Annotated in this window: 15 protein-coding genes, 1 tRNA gene and 1 pseudogene; 5 read left to right on the top strand and 12 right to left on the bottom strand. The window is 62.4% G+C overall.

Annotated elements, in window-relative coordinates; all coding sequences use genetic code 11:
- Positions 1-2 precede the first annotated feature (2 nt).
- Positions 3-75 (bottom strand) — tRNA-Glu (locus tag QIW53_RS26840).
- 393 nt (positions 76-468) lie between these two features.
- Between QIW53_RS26840 and QIW53_RS26845 the strand changes: the two genes are divergently transcribed.
- Entirely contained in the window at positions 469-1,221 is a 753-nt protein-coding gene (locus tag QIW53_RS26845; RefSeq protein ID WP_371052622.1) for a hypothetical protein, read from the top strand.
- Between the two features lie 170 nt (positions 1,222-1,391).
- Here the strand turns inward: QIW53_RS26845 and QIW53_RS26850 are convergent, their stop codons facing one another.
- From QIW53_RS26850 to QIW53_RS26865, 4 genes and pseudogenes are all read right to left on the bottom strand, one after another.
- A complete protein-coding gene (locus tag QIW53_RS26850; protein ID WP_371052635.1) occupies positions 1,392-2,273 on the bottom strand; it encodes a methyl-accepting chemotaxis protein in 882 nt (293 codons plus the stop codon).
- A gap of 27 nt (positions 2,274-2,300) precedes the next feature.
- Positions 2,301-3,356: pseudogene (locus QIW53_RS26855) on the bottom strand (HAMP domain-containing protein); the annotation flags it as partial.
- 108 nt (positions 3,357-3,464) lie between these two features.
- Positions 3,465-4,841: an aminotransferase-like domain-containing protein gene (locus QIW53_RS26860; RefSeq protein ID WP_371052623.1), complete on the bottom strand. Its 1,377-nt coding sequence runs from the start codon at positions 4,839-4,841 to the stop codon at positions 3,465-3,467.
- A gap of 235 nt (positions 4,842-5,076) precedes the next feature.
- Positions 5,077-5,838: an SDR family oxidoreductase gene (locus QIW53_RS26865; protein WP_371052624.1), complete on the bottom strand. Its 762-nt coding sequence runs from the start codon at positions 5,836-5,838 to the stop codon at positions 5,077-5,079.
- 234 nt (positions 5,839-6,072) lie between these two features.
- On the opposite strand from QIW53_RS26865, the gene QIW53_RS26870 reads away from it, so the two are divergent.
- Positions 6,073-7,077 carry an NADP-dependent oxidoreductase gene (locus QIW53_RS26870; RefSeq protein ID WP_192305954.1) on the top strand — a complete coding sequence of 335 codons (1,005 nt, stop codon included), beginning with the start codon at positions 6,073-6,075 and terminating at the stop codon, positions 7,075-7,077.
- Positions 7,078-7,142: 65 nt separating this feature from the next.
- Here QIW53_RS26870 and pyrF read toward each other — a convergent pair whose 3' ends face one another.
- Entirely contained in the window at positions 7,143-7,841 is a 699-nt protein-coding gene (gene pyrF, locus QIW53_RS26875; protein WP_371052625.1) for an orotidine-5'-phosphate decarboxylase, read from the bottom strand.
- Between the two features lie 293 nt (positions 7,842-8,134).
- On the opposite strand from pyrF, the gene QIW53_RS26880 reads away from it, so the two are divergent.
- From QIW53_RS26880 to xopAW, 3 genes are all read left to right on the top strand, one after another.
- On the top strand, positions 8,135-8,893 hold the full coding sequence (locus tag QIW53_RS26880) for a response regulator (RefSeq protein WP_371052626.1): 759 nt from the start codon (positions 8,135-8,137) through the stop codon (positions 8,891-8,893).
- On the top strand, positions 8,893-9,942 hold the full coding sequence (locus QIW53_RS26885) for a sensor histidine kinase (protein ID WP_371052627.1): 1,050 nt from the start codon (positions 8,893-8,895) through the stop codon (positions 9,940-9,942). The genes QIW53_RS26880 and QIW53_RS26885 overlap by 1 nt, the downstream gene beginning before the upstream one ends.
- A gap of 137 nt (positions 9,943-10,079) precedes the next feature.
- The gene (xopAW, locus tag QIW53_RS26890; RefSeq protein WP_371052628.1) at positions 10,080-10,751 is read left to right on the top strand and encodes a XopAW family type III secretion system calcium-binding effector; all 672 of its coding nucleotides are present in this window, start codon (positions 10,080-10,082) and stop codon (positions 10,749-10,751) included.
- Positions 10,752-10,909: 158 nt separating this feature from the next.
- On the opposite strand, the gene QIW53_RS26895 is transcribed toward xopAW, so the two are convergent.
- The 6 genes from QIW53_RS26895 to QIW53_RS26920 form a co-directional block, all read right to left on the bottom strand.
- Positions 10,910-11,965 carry an AI-2E family transporter gene (locus tag QIW53_RS26895; protein ID WP_371052629.1) on the bottom strand — a complete coding sequence of 352 codons (1,056 nt, stop codon included), beginning with the start codon at positions 11,963-11,965 and terminating at the stop codon, positions 10,910-10,912.
- A gap of 70 nt (positions 11,966-12,035) precedes the next feature.
- Positions 12,036-12,854, bottom strand: a complete 819-nt coding sequence (locus QIW53_RS26900) for a DUF4892 domain-containing protein (protein WP_371052630.1) — start codon at positions 12,852-12,854, stop codon at positions 12,036-12,038.
- Between the two features lie 93 nt (positions 12,855-12,947).
- The gene (locus tag QIW53_RS26905; protein WP_371052631.1) at positions 12,948-13,802 is read right to left on the bottom strand and encodes an alpha/beta hydrolase; all 855 of its coding nucleotides are present in this window, start codon (positions 13,800-13,802) and stop codon (positions 12,948-12,950) included.
- Entirely contained in the window at positions 13,799-14,605 is an 807-nt protein-coding gene (locus QIW53_RS26910; RefSeq protein ID WP_371052632.1) for an alpha/beta fold hydrolase, read from the bottom strand. The genes QIW53_RS26905 and QIW53_RS26910 overlap by 4 nt, the downstream gene beginning before the upstream one ends.
- A gap of 120 nt (positions 14,606-14,725) precedes the next feature.
- Positions 14,726-15,169 (bottom strand): hotdog fold thioesterase, encoded by a 444-nt coding sequence (locus QIW53_RS26915; protein WP_371052633.1) that lies wholly within the window; start codon positions 15,167-15,169, stop codon positions 14,726-14,728.
- 32 nt (positions 15,170-15,201) lie between these two features.
- Positions 15,202-16,869, bottom strand: coding sequence for an AMP-binding protein (locus QIW53_RS26920; protein ID WP_371052634.1), 1,668 nt, complete (start codon positions 16,867-16,869; stop codon positions 15,202-15,204).
- Positions 16,870-17,031: the final 162 nt, after the last annotated feature.

The following is a 17,031-nucleotide window of genomic DNA, read 5'->3' on the forward strand; positions in this document are numbered from 1 at the left end:
GGCGTCCCCTAGGGGACTCGAACCCCTGTTACCGCCGTGAAAGGGCGGTGTCCTAGGCCACTAGACGAAGGGGACACACGTACTACATTCACTCTCTGCCGCGTTTCGCTGTGTGCTTTACGCTGCAAGTGGCGCGCATTCTATGGATGGATTGAAGGGTCGTCAACCCCCAGATATAAATTTATTTAAATCAATGACTTCGCACTGCTTTGCGCGAGGAATGGGGCTTTTTGGTCGCCCGCTGTTTGACGCCTATATTCTGACACTCGCCAAGACGTTATAGTCCACCCCATGCCAAGATGATGGCAATGTGCAACTCGATGGTCATTGCTTATATAAGCAGCGTTGCGGTCGATACAGTGCCAAGCGCGTTCGATCCAACCCGTCGAGCGGCCCTATGCGGCCCCATGCCAAGCCACTAAACTCGCTCGCGAATCCCATAAAGAGGTCTTACCGTTGACTCCACTCATGATCACCCTGCTCGTCGTAGCCGGGATCGCGCTTTTGATCGCCATCGGGTACATGAACCATGTGGTGGAAGCCAATAAACTGGAAAGGGCCCGTACCCAGGTCGAACTCAATGACCGTTTGCGTCGTTGCGGTGAAATCACCGAAACCTTCCCCGGGCAACTGATGACACCGGCCCTCAAGCTGCTGTTGACTCGTCTGGAGCTGAATGTCTGTCAGCGCCTGTTGAACCTGGAGAAATCCAGCGCCAACCTCAAGGCACGCATCAGTGAACTGAATGCCTTGATCGGCCAGGGCGAATCGATCCCGGTCAACAATCCGCCCGCTCCGATCCAGACCGAAGCCAAGGCCAAGGATGTGCGCTTCCTGCTGGAGGCCCTGCATGGCCAGATCACCCGCGCGGCGCAGGACGGCTTTCTGCCGCCCAATGAAGCCAAGCGCTGGATTCGCGAGGTGCGCCACATTCTGGTCCTGCTGCACATCGAGTTCTTCAACAACCTCGGCCAGCATTCCCTGCAACAGAACCAGCCTGGCCAGGCCCGCCTGGCCTTCGAGCGCGGCGTACAATACCTGCGCAAGCAGCAGGAACCGCAGGTGTATGCCGAACAGCTCGAATACCTGGAAAAGCTCCTGGCCCGCGCCAATGCGCAGGTCATGGACGAGAATGCGCCGGCTGAAGACGAAGTGAACCCGCTGACCGAAGGCCTCAAGGACGTCGATGCAGACTGGAAGAAGCGCGTGATCTACGACTGATTACTCGGCTTATAGGAGCGAGCTTGCTCCGGGCGGCGTTTCGACGAAGAACGCCTGATCCCCGCGGAGCATCAGGCAGTCAACGTCATCGTTCACGACCATCGTCGGAACGCCGCCCGGGACAAGTCCGCTGCTACAGAAGAAGCCGTCAGCGCAGGGTGTGGGGCATGTCAGAGCCTGAAATGCCCCACCATGCCCTTCAGCTCATTGCCCAACTGCGCCAGCTCGATACTGGAGGCGGCGTTGCCCTGCATCGCCAACGAGGATTGATCCGCGCTGGCACGAATACTGGTCACGCTGCGGTTGATCTCCTCGGCCACGGAGCTCTGCTCCTCGGCAGCGGCGGCGATCTGCTGATTCATCTGCTGAATCAGCGACACTGCCGAAGCAATACTGCCCAGGGCGCTCTCGGTCAGGAGTGCATCACTCACCGCCAGCTTCACCAGTTCACCACTGCTCTGAATCTGCTGCACCGACGACTGCGCCGCCGCCCGCAAGGCACTCACCAGCCGCTCGATTTCCTCGGTTGATTGCTGGGTCCGTCGGGCCAGCGCCCGCACTTCATCGGCGACCACCGCAAAGCCCCTGCCCTGCTCACCGGCGCGCGCCGCCTCGATGGCCGCGTTGAGCGCCAACAGGTTGGTCTGCTCGGCCACGCTCTTGATGACGCTGAGTACGGTGCCGATGTTCTGGATTTCCGCGCTCAGGCTCTCGATGCTGGAACTGGCCGAAGACGCCGAATCTGCCAGTTGCTCGATCCGCGTCATGCTCTGGCGTACCACCGCCTGGCCACTTTCGACCTTGTCGTCTGCGGTTTGCGCGGCTAGCGCAGCCTCCTCCGCGTTACGCGCCACGTCGTGCACGGTGGCGGTCATCTGGTTCATCGCCGTGGCGACCTGTTCGGTTTCCTCTTTCTGGCTGCTGACCTCGAGGTTGGTCTGCTCGGTGACTGCCGACAGCGACTGCGCCGAACTGGCCAGTTGCTCGATGCCCGCCTGCAAACCGCTGACAATACTGCTGAGCCCCTCGCCCATCTGCTGCATGGCCTGCATTAACTGGCCGATCTCGTCCCGGCGAGTCACTTCAACCGTGGCGCTCAAGTCGCCCGCCGCGATCTGCTGCGCCACGCCGATCACTTTGCGCAGCGGCCCGACGATCAGGCGAGTGATCACCCACGCAGCAATCAGTCCGACCAGCAGGGCCAGCGCCGACGAACCGATGATCAGCAGCGAATTCTTCTTCAGTTCGGTCTGCATCGACAGGTCTTCGGCGACGTAGGCCTGATCGACCCGCTCCATCACCTGGGCGGCGCGCTGGTTCAACTGCGCATAGACGGTTTTCTCCTGCGCCAGCAGGTCGGTGTATTCCGTGAGCTTTTCACTGAAGCCACCGATATGCCCGACCACTTCATTGAGCACCGTCAGGTAACCCTCGTCCTTGACCGTGGTTTTCAGCTGTTCAGCCTGGGCGAGGGCCTGATCGGCCTGTTCGATCTTGCCCTGCCCGGCACTGTCGTCGCCCTTGCGGCTCTGATCCAGGCGCACGCGCGCCTCGTTCATGGCCTGCAGCATCAACCGTGACACCTGGCTGACCTGGCTGGCCTGCTCGATGAACTGGGCGCCATCCTTGCCTTCGGAATCCTTCAGGGTCCAGGCGCCATCGTCGGCCAGCCCGGATTGCAGCACATCCAGATTATTGGCCACGCTGGACACCGACCAACTGGCCATTTCCAGCGCCAGGTCCTTGGCCTGACTCAACGAGACGAACTCGTCGAAGGCTTTGCGGTAAGCCCCCAGGGATTGCTCGACATCGTTCATCACCGGCCCGTTGGCCGGCGACTGGGTCTTGAGTTGATTGGCCAGGGCAATCAGGCGATCGACCCCTTCGCGCAGCGCCGTGACGATTTTCGGGTTGCCGTGCAAGGCGTACTCCTGCTCCAGCAGTCGCACCTTGAGCAGGCCACTGTTGAGCGACGACATCTGCTTGAGCCCGTCGAAGCGCTGGCTGATGGTATGCAGGGACCATACGCCGATGGCCGCGACCAGCGCGGTCAACAGCAGCACCAGCACAAACCCGACACCCAGTTTTTTCGCCATACCGAGGTTGGCAAAACGTCCTTGCACGGCCGAAATCATTGCACTTAGTCCCCTGACATAGTCTGTTGACGCAGATTCGCAACGGGCCTTTGCCAGCACAAGTCTCTGGCGTCGGAATAATGGCAAAAAGCTACGGCAACGTCGTTTTCAGAACGCTTGAGGTCGATCCGAAGCGGTGGCTTGAAAGAACGCCCGGGCACGCGGATCACAGGCACAGGCGACATTGATCCGCTGCCAGTCACTGGCCTCGCCCGCTGGACTGAAGGCCGTCGGGGAAGACAACAGCACACCGAAGCGCCGGGCATGCAGCCGCAGTCGAGCGTAGTCGGTGTTGCGGGGGCGTGCCCAGATGAACAGGCCGCCGACGGGTTTGCCGAAAACCTCCCACTCGGCGTCCTCCAATAGCTGCAACGCGGCTTCACGGTCGTGACGCAAACGCTGGCGCAGACGCAGCACCAGTTTGCGATAAGCACCACTGGCGAGCAGGCAGGCCACTACCGCTTCGCAAAACCCGGAAGCCCCCAGGCTGCTCACCCGCTTGACCTCGGCCAGGCGCGAAATCACTTCGGCACTGGCTGCCACGAAGCCAACGCGCAATGAGCTGCTGAGGGTCTTGGAGAAACTGCCCAGATAAATGACATCGCCATCCAGAGCCGCCAGCCGCGTACCGGGACCGCCATGCAGATCGGCGTAGACGTCGTCTTCGATGACCAGCACACCATGGTGCTTGCTCAATTGCATCAATTGTTGCGCCACCATCGGCGCCAGGTTGGTACCCGTCGGGTTGTGATAGAAGCTGTTGATGAACATCGCGCGCGGCTTCTTTTCCAGCAGCAATGCCTCAAGCACCTGGATATCAGGTCCGCGAGGCGTGCGCGGCACTTCGATCATCGACACCCCTTGCAGCCTGAGCAACTCGAACAGCGGCGAATAACCGGGGTTTTCGACCACCACGCAATCACCCGGCCGGAGCAGGGTCCGTGCGATCAGGTCGAGGCCCTGGCTGGCCCCGGCGGTCGTCATGATCTGCGAGTCATCTGCAGTGATATCCAAGAGTTTCAGGCGCTTGCCGATCTGTCGGCGCAACGCGGGCAACCCCAGCGCCGCGCTGTAGTTGAACAGGCTCGCCATGTCGGTGCGGCTGACTTCGCGGATCGCGTACGTCAGATCATCCGTCTCGCGCCAGCTTTCAGGGAGCCCACCGCCTCCCAAGGTCAATTCACCGGAAGCGCCGAAAGGCTGCCTTTCAACCCCTTCGAGCCAGGGCGTGTCGGCGACGGACAGCGAGGGGGTAGCCACAATGAATCCGGAGCCTTGACGCGACGCCAGAACCCCTTGGGCCACCAGGCGATCGCACGCTTCGACAACGCTGGATTGGCTGAGCAAATTGGTCCGCGCGATTTGCCGGGCAGACGGCAGGCGTGTTCCCGGTTCGATGTCGCTCTGGCGCAGCCAGCACGCCAGTGCGTCGACGATTTGTTGCACGACCGGCACCAAAGCCTGTCGATCGATTCTCAATTCCATGAGCAAGCAAACTCCTGTTCGTTTGACCGAAACAGTTAATCACAGGCGCGCTCAATGGGTTGTGCGACAACGCCGCCAAAACTCCCGGATCTAACCATTTGAAACACATTGCCGGGTGTTTGACGAAGCAGGAGAACCGCTCAAGACGGGATTCCAATCGGTCTGGACAGGAGGGGTGAGCCAGGTCTTGCGGGAGCGAGCAACGCCGCTCCCGCAGGTGGAACCCGGGACTGTTTCAGAACGCCGTGACGCCCCCGTCCACCGCCAGCGAGTGCCCGGTGGTGAAGGCCGCACCGTCGCTGCACAGGTACAGCACCGCGCTGGCGATTTCTTCGACCTTGCCGATCCGGCCCACCGGGTGCATGGCGTTGGCGAACTCGCCTTTTTTCGGGTCCGCTTCATAGGCACGGCGGAACATGTCGGTGTCGATGACCGCCGGGCACACGGCGTTCACACGGATTTTCTTCTTGGCGTACTCGATTGCCGCCGATTTGGTGAGGCCGATCACGGCGTGTTTCGACGCCGCATAAATGCTCATCTTCGGTGCGGCGCCCAGGCCGGCGACCGAGGCGGTATTGACGATCGCCCCGCCCCCCTGGGCCAGCAACAACGGCAACTGATACTTCATGCACAGCCAGACGCCTTTGACGTTGACGCCCATGATCGCATCGAACTCATCGAGGGTGCCCTCGGCCAGTTTGCCTTTTTCGATCTCGATGCCGGCATTGTTGAACGCGTAGTCGAGGCGGCCGTAGGCATTCACCACTTCGTCCATCAGGTTTTTCACATCGCTTTCCAGGGTGACATTGCAGCGTACGAAGGTCGCTTCGCCACCTGCGGTGCGGATCAGCGCCACGGTACCTTCACCACCGGCCGTGTCCATGTCGGCCACCACCACTTTCAAGCCTTCGGCGGCGAACGCCTGCGCAGTTGCGCGCCCGATACCGTTGGCGGCGCCCGTTACGACAGCGACCTGGCCGGAAAACGTCATGCTCATTGTTGGGTCCTCGAAGAGATGGATGCGCGCTTTGCGTGCCCCAGTCTAGCCACAGGCATGATCGATACGGCAGCACTATCAGAAGGCCGGTTGAGTGCCCATGAGTGGCAGTGATGAAACTACCAGGGCGACCATCACTGCACTGGATCAGACTGCATTCGCCGTATCAGCCAAACTTGCGACATTGGCCCTGAAGGTCTATCAACAAGGCTTCATTCACCTTGAGTGCCTGTCATGACTTCCCAGACCAATCGTCAGTTCCTGCTCGCCAAACGTCCGGTGGGCGCGGCGACTCGTGAGACGTTCACCTATCAGGAGGTACCGGTCGGCGAGCCGGCCGCGGGTCAGATCCTGGTCAAAAACGAATACCTGTCCCTCGATCCGGCCATGCGTGGCTGGATGAATGAAGGCAAGTCCTACATTCCGCCAGTGGGTCTTGGCGAGGTCATGCGCGCATTGGGTGTCGGTAAGGTCGTGGCGTCGAACAACCCGGGGTTTGCGGTCGGGGACTACGTCAACGGCGCCCTGGGCGTGCAGGATTATTTCCTCGGCGAGCCGCGCGGTTTCTACAAGGTCGATCCGAAACTGGCACCGCTGCCGCGTTATCTGTCCGCACTGGGCATGACCGGGATGACCGCCTACTTCGCCCTGCTCGACGTCGGTGCGCCCAAGGCGGGCGAGACCGTGGTGCTGTCAGGGGCTGCGGGTGCGGTCGGCAGCATTGCCGGACAGATTGCCAAAATCAAAGGCTGCCGGGTGATCGGCATCGCCGGCGGTGCAGACAAGTGCAAGTTCCTGGTCGAGGAGCTGGGTTTTGACGGCGCCATCGATTACAAGAGCGAAGACGTCCACGCCGGCCTGAAGCGCGAGTGTCCGAAAGGTGTCGACGTGTATTTCGATAACGTCGGTGGCGATATCCTCGACGCGGTACTCAGCCGCCTGAACATGAAGGCCCGCGTGGTGATTTGCGGCGCCATCAGCCAGTACAACAACAAGGAAGCGGTCAAGGGGCCGGCCAACTACCTGTCGCTGTTGGTGAACCGCGCACGGATGGAAGGTTTCGTGGTGATGGACTACGCCGCCCAGTTCGCCGCTGCCGGCCAGGAAATGGCGGGCTGGATGGCCAAGGGGCAGCTCAAGAGCAAGGAAGATATCGTCGAAGGGCTGGAAACCTTCCCCGAGACGTTGATGAAGCTGTTCAGCGGGGAGAACTTCGGGAAGTTGGTGTTGAAGGTTTAACGCGAAGGTCAGCTCACTGCAAAACAACTGTGGGAGCGGGCTTGCTCCCACAGGTCTATCTGTGTTCAGGCGATTTCGGCAACCACCGCTGCCAACGCCTGCGCCGGGTTTGCCGCCTGGCTGATCGGGCGGCCGATCACCAGGTAATCGGAACCGGCATCCAGCGCCTGACGCGGGGTCAGGATGCGGCGCTGATCGTCCTGGGCGCTGCCCGCCGGACGAATCCCCGGGGTCACCAGTTGCAGCGACGGGTGCGCCGATTTGAGGGCCTGGGCTTCCAGCGCCGAGCAGACCAGGCCGTCCATCCCGGCTTTTTCCGCCAACGCCGCCAGGCGCAGTACCTGCTCCTGTGGCTCGATATCCAGGCCGATGCCTGCCAGGTCTTCGCGCTCCATGCTGGTCAGCACGGTCACGCCGATCAGCAGCGGTTTCGGCCCGGTGCGCTTGTCCAGCACTTCACGGCAGGCCGCCATCATGCGCAAACCGCCGGAGCAATGCACGTTGACCATCCACACGCCCATTTCCGCCGCGGCCTTGACCGCCATCGCGGTGGTGTTCGGAATGTCGTGGAACTTGAGGTCCAGGAACACTTCGAAACCCTTGTCGCGCAGGGTGCCGACGATTTCGGCGGCGCAACTGGTGAACAGTTCCTTGCCGACTTTGACCCGGCACAGTTTCGGGTCCAACTGATCGGCCAGCTTCAATGCGGCGTCACGGGTGGGGAAATCCAGGGCGACGATGATAGGAGTCTGGCAGGCGGACATGTGCGGGCTCTCAGGCAGGACGAAATCGGCGCGCATTGTAGCGGAACCAGCGCGAGTGCGGGACCCGATGATCGGTAAATCGTCAGCAGCGCCCCACAGGATCGGCCCTTTGGCCAATTGTGTCGAGACCGATACACTCACGACACGCCCGCAACACCCTTGCCCGCTACCCTCGACAGCCGCAACCCGTCCTTTACAGCACTTCCCGCCTTCGGGCCGGACGCCTATGCTGAAACCACAACCTCGCAGCCCATCTTTGTGGTTGGCAGCCTACCTGGCAGATGAACGCACGCATGCACAGTACCCAAGCCCCCTTGAACGACGATCAAAAAGCGCCCGGCGACGACAAGCGCTGGAACATTCGCGCCCTGATCGTCGACGATGACGTTCCGATCCGGGAACTGATGATCGACTACCTGGCCAGGTTCAACATCCACGCCAGCGGCGTCACCGATGGCGCCGCCATGCGCCAGGCGTTGCAAGCCGAGCGTTTCGATGTGGTGGTGCTCGACCTGATGCTGCCCGGCGAGGACGGCTTGTCGTTGTGCCGCTGGCTGCGCGCCGAATCCGACATCCCGATCCTGATGCTCACGGCGCGTTGCGAGCCCACCGACCGGATCATCGGCCTGGAACTGGGCGCCGACGATTACATGGCCAAGCCATTCGAACCTCGGGAACTGGTGGCGCGGATCCAGACCATTCTGCGGCGGGTGCGTGACGATCGAACCGAACAACGGGCGAATGTGCGCTTCGACAACTGGCGCCTGAACAGCGTGCTGCGCCAGTTGATCGCCGCAGACGGACTGGTGGTGCCGTTGTCCAACGCCGAGTTTCGTTTGCTGTGGGTGTTCATCGAACGCCCGCGCCGGGTGCTCAGCCGGGAACAACTGCTGGACGCCGCCCGGGGACGATCGATCGAAGCCTTTGATCGCAGCATTGATTTGCTGGTCTCGCGCCTGCGCCAGAAACTCGGTGACGATCCCAAGGCGCCACAACTGATCAAGACTGTTCGCGGTGAAGGCTATCTGTTCGACGCCCGGGATATCGGCTGATGCGTGCGCGCTTTGATACGCTGTTCGGCCGCCTGTTCGGCGTGCTGTTGGTGGCGATCATCCTGGCGCACCTGCTGGCCTTTGCCTGGTTCCATCATTACGGCCCTCCGCCCCCACCCCCGCCACCCGGGTTTGCCGAAGGCTTCGGCGGCCAACGTCTACCGCCCGATCCGCGCTTCGAAAACCGGCCACCGCGCCCCTGGTTCGGCGGGCCACTGGTGCCGCTGACGTTTCAGCTGGTCTCGCTGATCATCGCCGCCTGGTACGGCGCCAAGCTGTTGAGCCGGCCGATCCAGCGCCTGAGCGATGCCGCCGAACGCCTGAGCGAGAACCTCGACAGCCCGCCGCTGGACGAGTCCGGTCCACGGGAGGCCCGGCAAGCGGCGTCCACCTTCAACCTGATGCAGAAGCGCATCATCGAACAGGTGCAGCAGCGCTCGCGCATGCTCGGCGCCGTCTCCCACGACCTGCGCACCCCGTTGTCGCGGCTCAAGTTGCGCCTGGAACAGATCGATGACGAGAAGCTGCAGGGCCAGATGCGCCAGGACCTGGACGACATGATCGGCATGCTCGATGCCACCCTGACTTACCTGCACGAGCAACGCACCAGCGAGGCTGTGCAATGGATGGACGTGCAGGCACTGGTCGAATCCCTCAGTGAAAACGCCCAGGACCAGGGCGCCGATGTCCAGGCCAGTGGCCATTGCGCGCCGCTGCAGGTCCAGCCGATGGCATTACGCTCATGCCTCAACAACTTGATGGATAACGCCCTGCGCTATGCCGGGCAGGCGCGGATCGAGCTGCAAGACAGCCGTGAACAACTGGTGATCCGGGTCATCGACCACGGACCGGGCATTGCGGCGGATAAACGCGAAGCGGTGTTCGAACCCTTCTTTCGCCTGGAAGGCTCGCGCAACCGCAACTCCGGCGGTGTCGGCCTGGGCATGACCATTGCCCGGGAAGCGGCCGAACGCCTGGGTGGGCAATTGACGCTGCAAGAAACCCCCGGCGGCGGCCTGACCGCCGTCATCCGCCTGCCCCGCGCCTGAAACGGACTCAGTCCGTCAGGCGCGCGAGTGCGCTTGTGTGACAAACGGTACAAACCCCACATACCCACGACAAACAGCTCCCCGAGGCTGCATAAGCCGGTGCACCCGCCGGCTTTCCATTCCAGGGAGTGAGCCCAATGATCGGTAGCGTCAGCCACTACACGAGCTATACCAGCAGTGTCAGCAGCACCAGCAATACCCGCAGCCAGCAGTTCCAGAAAGAACTGCTGAGCAAACTCGACACCAACAGCGACGGTTCGGTGGATCAGGACGAGCTCGACAGCGCCCTGTCGCAGAAGTCCGATGACGGTCTGCTGGTCAGCCTGAGCAAACATTTCGCTGACCTGGACAGCGACGAGAGCGGCAGCCTGAGCAGTGAAGAAATGGCCGCGATGGCGCCACCGCCACCGCCGCCCCGTGATCAGGCACCGGAGACCGAGTTGGCCGACGCGCTGATCAGCGCCCTGGACACTGACGGTGATGGCGCCATCAGCAGCGACGAACTGAGCACCGGCCTCACCAGTGCCGGCAGCAGCGCCGACAGCAGCGAGATCTTTTCGGCCCTGGACAAGAACGAGGACGGCGTCGTCAGCCAGGACGAACTGGCGGCCAGCCTCACCCCGCCACCACCGCCACCTCAGCGGGCCTCCAGCGAAGCGCAGTTCGGCCAGCTCGATAACGACACCGAGCGTTCCACCGACGCGGCGAATGTCGCCCAGGCACTGGAAAAAATGATCGCCAACCTGAGCAAGCAATATTCGCTCGATAACGTGGCGACCGTGGGCAAGTACCTCAACGTGGCGACCTGACACCCCGCGCTTTATCGTCGCATGACCCTGTAGGAGCGAGCATGCTCGCGATGGTCGTTAACGATGACGCTAGACACCTGAAACCCCGCGGTGTTTTCGACTCCATCGTCGGAACGCCGCCCGGAGCATGCTCGCTCCTACAGGGGTTCGTGCGTAGGTCAGGGAAGACGGTCCTCTGCACGCGCCTGGCTTTTGCTCCAGTCCGTCAACAGGCTGTACGCGACGGCCAGCAAGGTCGGACCGATGAACAGGCCGATGAAGCCGAACGCAATCAAACCGCCAAATACCCCCAGCAACACAATCACCAATGGCAGGTTGCCGCCTCGACTGATGAGGTAGGGTTTGAGCACGTTGTCCACCCCACTGATGATGAACGTGCCCCAGATGCCGAGGAACACCGCCATCCCGTACTCGCCTTTCCAGGCCAGCCAGGCTGTGGCCGGGACCCACACCAGGGGCGGCCCCATGGGAATCAGGCTGAGCAGGAAGGTCACGATCCCCAGGACCAGCGCCCCGGGCACACCGGCGATCAGGAAGCCGATCAGCGCCAGTACCGCCTGGGCCGCCGCCGTGCCGATCACTCCGTTCACCACCCGTTGTACGGTCCCCGCCACCAGCTCGATGTAGTAACCGGCGCGATCACCGATCAACCGCTGCAGCAGCCCGTGGACGAATGCCGCCAGGCGTGGCCCGTCGCGGTAAAAAAAGAACACGAACACGATGCTCAGCGTCAGTTCGAGGATGCCACCGCCGATCTGCGCGCTGCGCGCCAGCAGCCAGTTGCCGACCTGTCCCAGATACGGCCTGAGCGACACCATCAATGCCGCGCCTTGTTCATCGATGCTGTTCCAGATCCCCACCAGCCGCTCGCCAACCAGAGGAATACCGCCCAGCCAGCCGGGCGCCTCGGGCAGGCCGTCCATCTGCACATCCTTGATGAACGCCGTTGCATCGCGCACATGGTCGGCCAGGTTGAAACCCAGCCACACCAGCGGCACCGCCACCAGCAGCATCCAGCCGAGTGTCAGCAAAGCTGCCGCCAGGGACTCGCGGCCGTTGAGCCAACGGGTCAGCAACAGCATCAGCGGCCAACTGGCAAACGCCAGCACCGCGCCCCAGAACAATGCCGACCAGAACGGCGCCATCACCCAGAGGCTCGCGCCAAACAGCACCAGGAGCAGGATCTGCACCAACAGCCGATCGTTATTGATCATCCGAGTCTCGAAAAAAGTCTGTCTGCAATAAGAGTAGGTGAACGCGACCAGCGCGTTCACCTGGCACAGCTTATCTCAACAACTCAATGTGCAGGCCAGAGCCTTCGACGCTACCGGTCTCCAGGCGCGCCGCACGCACGCCCTGCCCCATCAACCCCTGCCGCCAGGCTTCGGCGTTCGGCCCGGACAGGCTCACCCGCGAAGTGGTGTCCAGGTTCAGGCCACGGGAAAGCAGACGCAGCCAGGTCTCGTCGGGCGCCTCGGTGAGTTTCGGAAAATCGAGCTCACCGGTGCTCTTGAGTTCACGCAGCAAGGTCGCGGAGGTCGGCAGCAACGCCCCCAAAGGTGACGTCGCGGCAAATTGCTCAACGTGCAGGTAGGCCTTGCGGTTGCCCCGGGTGATGCCGTACAGCGCCACCAGGGTGTTGTCGTTGGGTGCCGCCAGGCGCAACAACAGGTAGGCCTGCTGATCGTCGGCGCCATAGAGCTTGGCGTTACCGAAGACTTCATTGGCCCACAGGCTGCTCGCTCCGCAATCACGGGCCTGACACCAGAACAGCAACTGGGCTTCCTGTTTTTGCAGGGCTTCACGAGCGGCAGTAAAGGCGGCGTTGGACGTTTGTTCCGGCGGCAGCTCGTAGGTGATCGACGTGACCTGGCCACGGGCACTGACTTGACCGTCGAAGCGCAGTTGGCCGCTGATCCTGCGAATCGACCCCATCGGGTAGATTCGCTCGAGTTCCGCTGCCGGGCGGTAGTCGACGATTTGCGAATCGACCACCCGTGGCACGATCGGCAGGTCCTGACTGCCCGGCACATCGGCCGCCAATGACAGAGGACTGAAACAACACAGCGCCAGCAGACTGAGTGAACGTTTGGACAGGTTCATCGGATCAGCATCGCGCGGGCACCTTCGGTGTAGAGATCTATCATGGTTGTCTCCCTTTCAACCCGACCAGCCTCGACAGTTGCCCGGCGCAAGTCAAGGCATGGCGAAGAACCGATTGAAACAGTCTGCGACAAGATCGGCGCCGGGCTCGTCGTTCAGGTGCAAATGATGGCCACCCGGCAACTGCTCATGAGCAAAGGGTAGACGCTCCAGCAACTCCGGATGCTTGGCGAGCATGCCGTCCGCCGCGACCACCAGAAGCGCCGGACAACTGACCCGCTGGACGAAGGCCATCGCCTGCTCAGTGGTCAGGCGCAGTGGCGATGGCAGCGTCAGGCGACTGTCCGTGCGCCAGGTATAGCCGCCCGGCACCGGCACCAGCCCGCGCTGGGCGAGCAGTTCGGCGGCTTCGCGACTGACCGCCACCAGGCCTTTCATGCGGGCTTCGATGGCGCGGTCGAGGGAGGCATACACCGGTTTGCGTTTGTCCCGCAGATCCAGTTGTGCCTGCAGTGCCATGCCCATGCGCTCGGCGGCGTTCTCGCCCTTGTCGGTCGGCGGAATCACCCCATCGATCAACGCCAGATGGGTCACGCGTTCGGGCATGGAGCCGGCGATGATCAGCGACGCGATGGCGCCCATGGAATGGCCCAGCAGTCCAAACCGCTTGAGCCCCAGTTGTTCGGCCACCTGCAACACGTCGTGGGCGTAGTCCCACATGGCGTAGCCGGCACCCGTCGGCCGATGCCCGGAATGGCCATGGCCGGCCATGTCCAGTGCAACGATGCGCAGCCTTTTGAGCTTCGGCGCCAACCGGGCGAAGCTGTTGGCGTTGTCCAGCCAGCCATGCAGGGCAATCACCGGCAATCCGTCTTCGGGGCCGAACAGATGCGCGGCCAGTTCGATGTGCGGGAGGCTCAGGCGAATCTCCTCGACCACCGGGCTCATGCGCAGTCCTGCTGACGGCGGCCGTCCCAGCGGCTGAACAGGTTTTTCAACAGTGTGGCGGTGTCCTGCGGTCGCTCGAGGGGAAACATGTGACCACCCGGCATGCTCAGGGACTCTCCCAACGGCAGGCCGGCGACCGAACGGGTGTGATGACGCATCACCACCCGACTCTCGCGTCCGCGTACCACGGCCAGCGGCACTTTCAACTGATGTGCCTGGCCCGGACTGGTGTGGGGCACACCTCTATAGATGCTGATTTCGGTGGCGGGGTCGAAACGCAGCCGCAGCCTGTCGCCGACTTTGTGCAGCCCATGTTGCAGGTAGGCATCGAAGCACTCCGGATCGAAGGCGCGAAACAGGGTTTTACCGGCGAAATACCGGCGGGCGCTGTCGAGGTCGGCAAATTCTTCGCGTCGCCCCAGGGTGCGGCCAGCGGGCGTCAGGCGGTCGATGAAACCGAAACGCTTGGCCGCCCGGATGACCCACCGATCGGCACGGGTCAGCACGGGCGAGTCGAGCATCACCACGCCACGGTACAGCTCCGGACGGCGTAACGCGGCGTGCAGGTGCAACACGCCTCCGAGCGAATGCCCGACACCCCACACCGGTTGCGCCTGTGCTTCGAGGTGGTGAATCAGTTCGTCCACCAGGTTGTGCCAGTTGTCATCCGCCGGGAAGCGCGGGTCATGGGCATGCTGCTGCAAATGGGCGACCTGATACTCGGGCGCCAACGCCGCGAACAACTTGCCGTAGGTTCCCGAGGGAAAACCATTGGCGTGGGCGAAAAATATCTGCTGCGACATACCGGCAAATCCATAAGCGAGGACAGGCCTTGATTGTCCGCAAGACGCCGTCCTGCGGCAATGACCGTAACGGCCAGGAAGGGTGACAGTCCGGTCATACGCCTGCTCCGACGTTGGCCATCAGCGCGAGGGCGGGTTCTCGCCCAGGGGCACCACGGCCATGGTCAAGCGCGACACGCAACTGGCCTTGCCCTCGTCACTGGTCAGGCGGATGTCCCAGACATGGGTGGTGCGCCCGATGTGGATGGCCCTGGCCACGGCGGTGACCCGCCCACTGCGCAGTCCACGCAGGTGGTTGGCGTTGATTTCAAGGCCCACGCAGTAGAACTTGCTCGCATCGATGCACAGGTAACTGGCCATGGAGCCGACCGACTCGGCCAGCACCACCGAGGCGCCGCCGTGCAGCAGCCCGTAAGGCTGATGCGTGCGGTGATCGACGACCATGCTGGCGGTCAGGGACTCTTCGTCAAAGGCTTCGAAGCGGATGTCCAGCACTTCGCCAATGGTGTTTTTCTGAATCGCATTCAACTGCTCGATGTTCGGAGTGGTGCGCCACAAACTCATCGCTGACATCCTTTATTGGTGTTGTTGGTGACTCAATCCTGCCACAGCACCGCGTCGCTGTGCTCACTCCATTCTTCGAACCGTCCCCCGTAAGCCGCTTCGATCACATTGCGCTTGATCTTAAGGGTAGGCGTCAGAAAACCGTTTTCCACGGCCCAACTGTCCTTGACCACCACCAGCCGGCGCAGGCGCTCATGCTTGTCGAGGGCCGCATTGACCTCCTCCAGCAGCTTTTCCAGACTCGAATGCAAACCGGCACGCGCGGCACCGCCGGCGTCCTGCTGGCCGACCGCCGACAGCACGCACAAGCCCATGGGCGCAATCAGGCCGTCACCGACCACACACACCTGTTCGATCCGCGAATGGACGGCCAGACGATTTTCAATCGGTGCCGGGGCCACATATTTGCCTTTGCTGGTCTTGAAGATTTCCTTCAACCGCCCGGTCAGGCGCAGGTTGCCCTCGGCGTCCTGTTCCCCTTTGTCCCCGGTGCGCAGGAAACCGTCCTCGGTCAGGGTGTCGGCCGTTTTCTGCGGCTCCTTGAAATAGCCCAGCATGGTCGCGCCGCTGCGCACCAGGACCTCGCCCGATTCGGCGATCCGCACATCAACCCCCGGACAAGGCTTGCCGATCCAGCCGCTCTTGTACTCCCCCGGCCGACCGATATGCGAGTAACCGCAGCTTTCGGTCATGCCGTAGACCTCCAACACGTCCAGCCCGAGCCTGCGATACCACAGCAGCAAGGCCTGCGGCACCGGAGCCGCGCCCGACAGGGCCACCCGCAACGCGTCCAGCCCCAGCCCGGCGAGGACCTTGTGCCCGACCCGCTTGCCGATGAAGGGCAAGCCGAGCAGAAAATCCAGGCGCTTGGCCGGGATCTTGCCGTACACCCCCATCTGGAACTTGGTCCAGATGCGCGGTACGCCGAACAGCGCCGTCGGCCGCGCACGCTGCATGTCGGTGAGGAAGGTGTCGAGGCTCTCGGCAAAGAACACCGTTTGCCCGGTATAGATCGAGGCCAGCTCGACGAACATGCGCTCGGCAACGTGGCACAGCGGCAGGTACGACAGCAGCCGGTCGGCTTCGTTGAGGCCGAACAATTCCGTACCACGACTGGTGGCGAAACCCAGGTTGCCAAAGGAGTGCATCACCCCCTTGGGCAACCCCGTGGTTCCGGAGGTGTAAATGATGGTTGCCAGTTGATCGGCAGCGGGCGTCGGGTTGTCCCGGATCGGTGAGCTGGCCTGCAGGTCGGCCCAACTGAAATCGAAGGTGCCCGGCGGATGCAGCGGCAGGCTGATGGTGGGCAGGTCCGGGCTGACCCCCAGTGACATCCCAGGCCAGTCATCGAGCTTGCCGATGAACGCCAGGGCCGCCTCGGAATGTTGCAGCACCTGGGCCACCGAGTCGGCGGTGAGGTTGGGGTACAAGGGGACCGACACATGCCCGGCCATCCAGATCGCCAGGTCGGCGATGATCCAGTGCGCGCAGTTTTTCGAGATCAGGGCGATGTGGCTGCCCGGCGGCAATTCGCGTGCCCGCAACCAGTGTGCGGCGCAGCGGGCCTGATGGCCGACGTCTTCCCAGGTCAGGGTTTCGACCTTGCCCCCGCCTGTCGGCTGAACCAGGTAGCGCTGGCGGGGATGGCGGGCTTCACGTTCGTAGAAGACGTCCAGCGGCAATCGGTAAGCAGCAGACATGCGAATCGCTCCTTTTTTTGGTCTGGAGCAAGCGTAGCCAACCAAGCGGTTGCTTGGTTGGCTGATTCACAAAAAGATACATATCCCGACCTATCCGATTAATGTGGGAGCGGGCTTGCTCGCGAAGGCGGTGTATCAGATGTCATCACCGCCGACTGAAAC

The sequence above is a fragment of the Pseudomonas fluorescens genome (genome assembly GCF_041354075.1).
GTDB lineage: Bacteria > Pseudomonadota > Gammaproteobacteria > Pseudomonadales > Pseudomonadaceae > Aquipseudomonas > Aquipseudomonas fluorescens_CE.

Coding starts and splice junctions, on each gene's coding strand:
- QIW53_RS26845 (WP_371052622.1), top strand. CDS start 469: ATGATCACCCTGCTCGTCGTAGCCGGGATCGCGCTTTTGATCGCCATC.
- QIW53_RS26850 (WP_371052635.1), bottom strand. CDS start 2,273: ATGCAGGCCATGCAGCAGATGGGCGAGGGGCTCAGCAGTATTGTCAGC.
- QIW53_RS26860 (WP_371052623.1), bottom strand. CDS start 4,841: ATGGAATTGAGAATCGATCGACAGGCTTTGGTGCCGGTCGTGCAACAA.
- QIW53_RS26865 (WP_371052624.1), bottom strand. CDS start 5,838: ATGAGCATGACGTTTTCCGGCCAGGTCGCTGTCGTAACGGGCGCCGCC.
- QIW53_RS26870 (WP_192305954.1), top strand. CDS start 6,073: ATGACTTCCCAGACCAATCGTCAGTTCCTGCTCGCCAAACGTCCGGTG.
- pyrF (WP_371052625.1), bottom strand. CDS start 7,841: ATGTCCGCCTGCCAGACTCCTATCATCGTCGCCCTGGATTTCCCCACC.
- QIW53_RS26880 (WP_371052626.1), top strand. CDS start 8,135: ATGCACAGTACCCAAGCCCCCTTGAACGACGATCAAAAAGCGCCCGGC.
- QIW53_RS26885 (WP_371052627.1), top strand. CDS start 8,893: ATGCGTGCGCGCTTTGATACGCTGTTCGGCCGCCTGTTCGGCGTGCTG.
- xopAW (WP_371052628.1), top strand. CDS start 10,080: ATGATCGGTAGCGTCAGCCACTACACGAGCTATACCAGCAGTGTCAGC.
- QIW53_RS26895 (WP_371052629.1), bottom strand. CDS start 11,965: ATGATCAATAACGATCGGCTGTTGGTGCAGATCCTGCTCCTGGTGCTG.
- QIW53_RS26900 (WP_371052630.1), bottom strand. CDS start 12,854: ATGAACCTGTCCAAACGTTCACTCAGTCTGCTGGCGCTGTGTTGTTTC.
- QIW53_RS26905 (WP_371052631.1), bottom strand. CDS start 13,802: ATGAGCCCGGTGGTCGAGGAGATTCGCCTGAGCCTCCCGCACATCGAA.
- QIW53_RS26910 (WP_371052632.1), bottom strand. CDS start 14,605: ATGTCGCAGCAGATATTTTTCGCCCACGCCAATGGTTTTCCCTCGGGA.
- QIW53_RS26915 (WP_371052633.1), bottom strand. CDS start 15,169: ATGAGTTTGTGGCGCACCACTCCGAACATCGAGCAGTTGAATGCGATT.
- QIW53_RS26920 (WP_371052634.1), bottom strand. CDS start 16,869: ATGTCTGCTGCTTACCGATTGCCGCTGGACGTCTTCTACGAACGTGAA.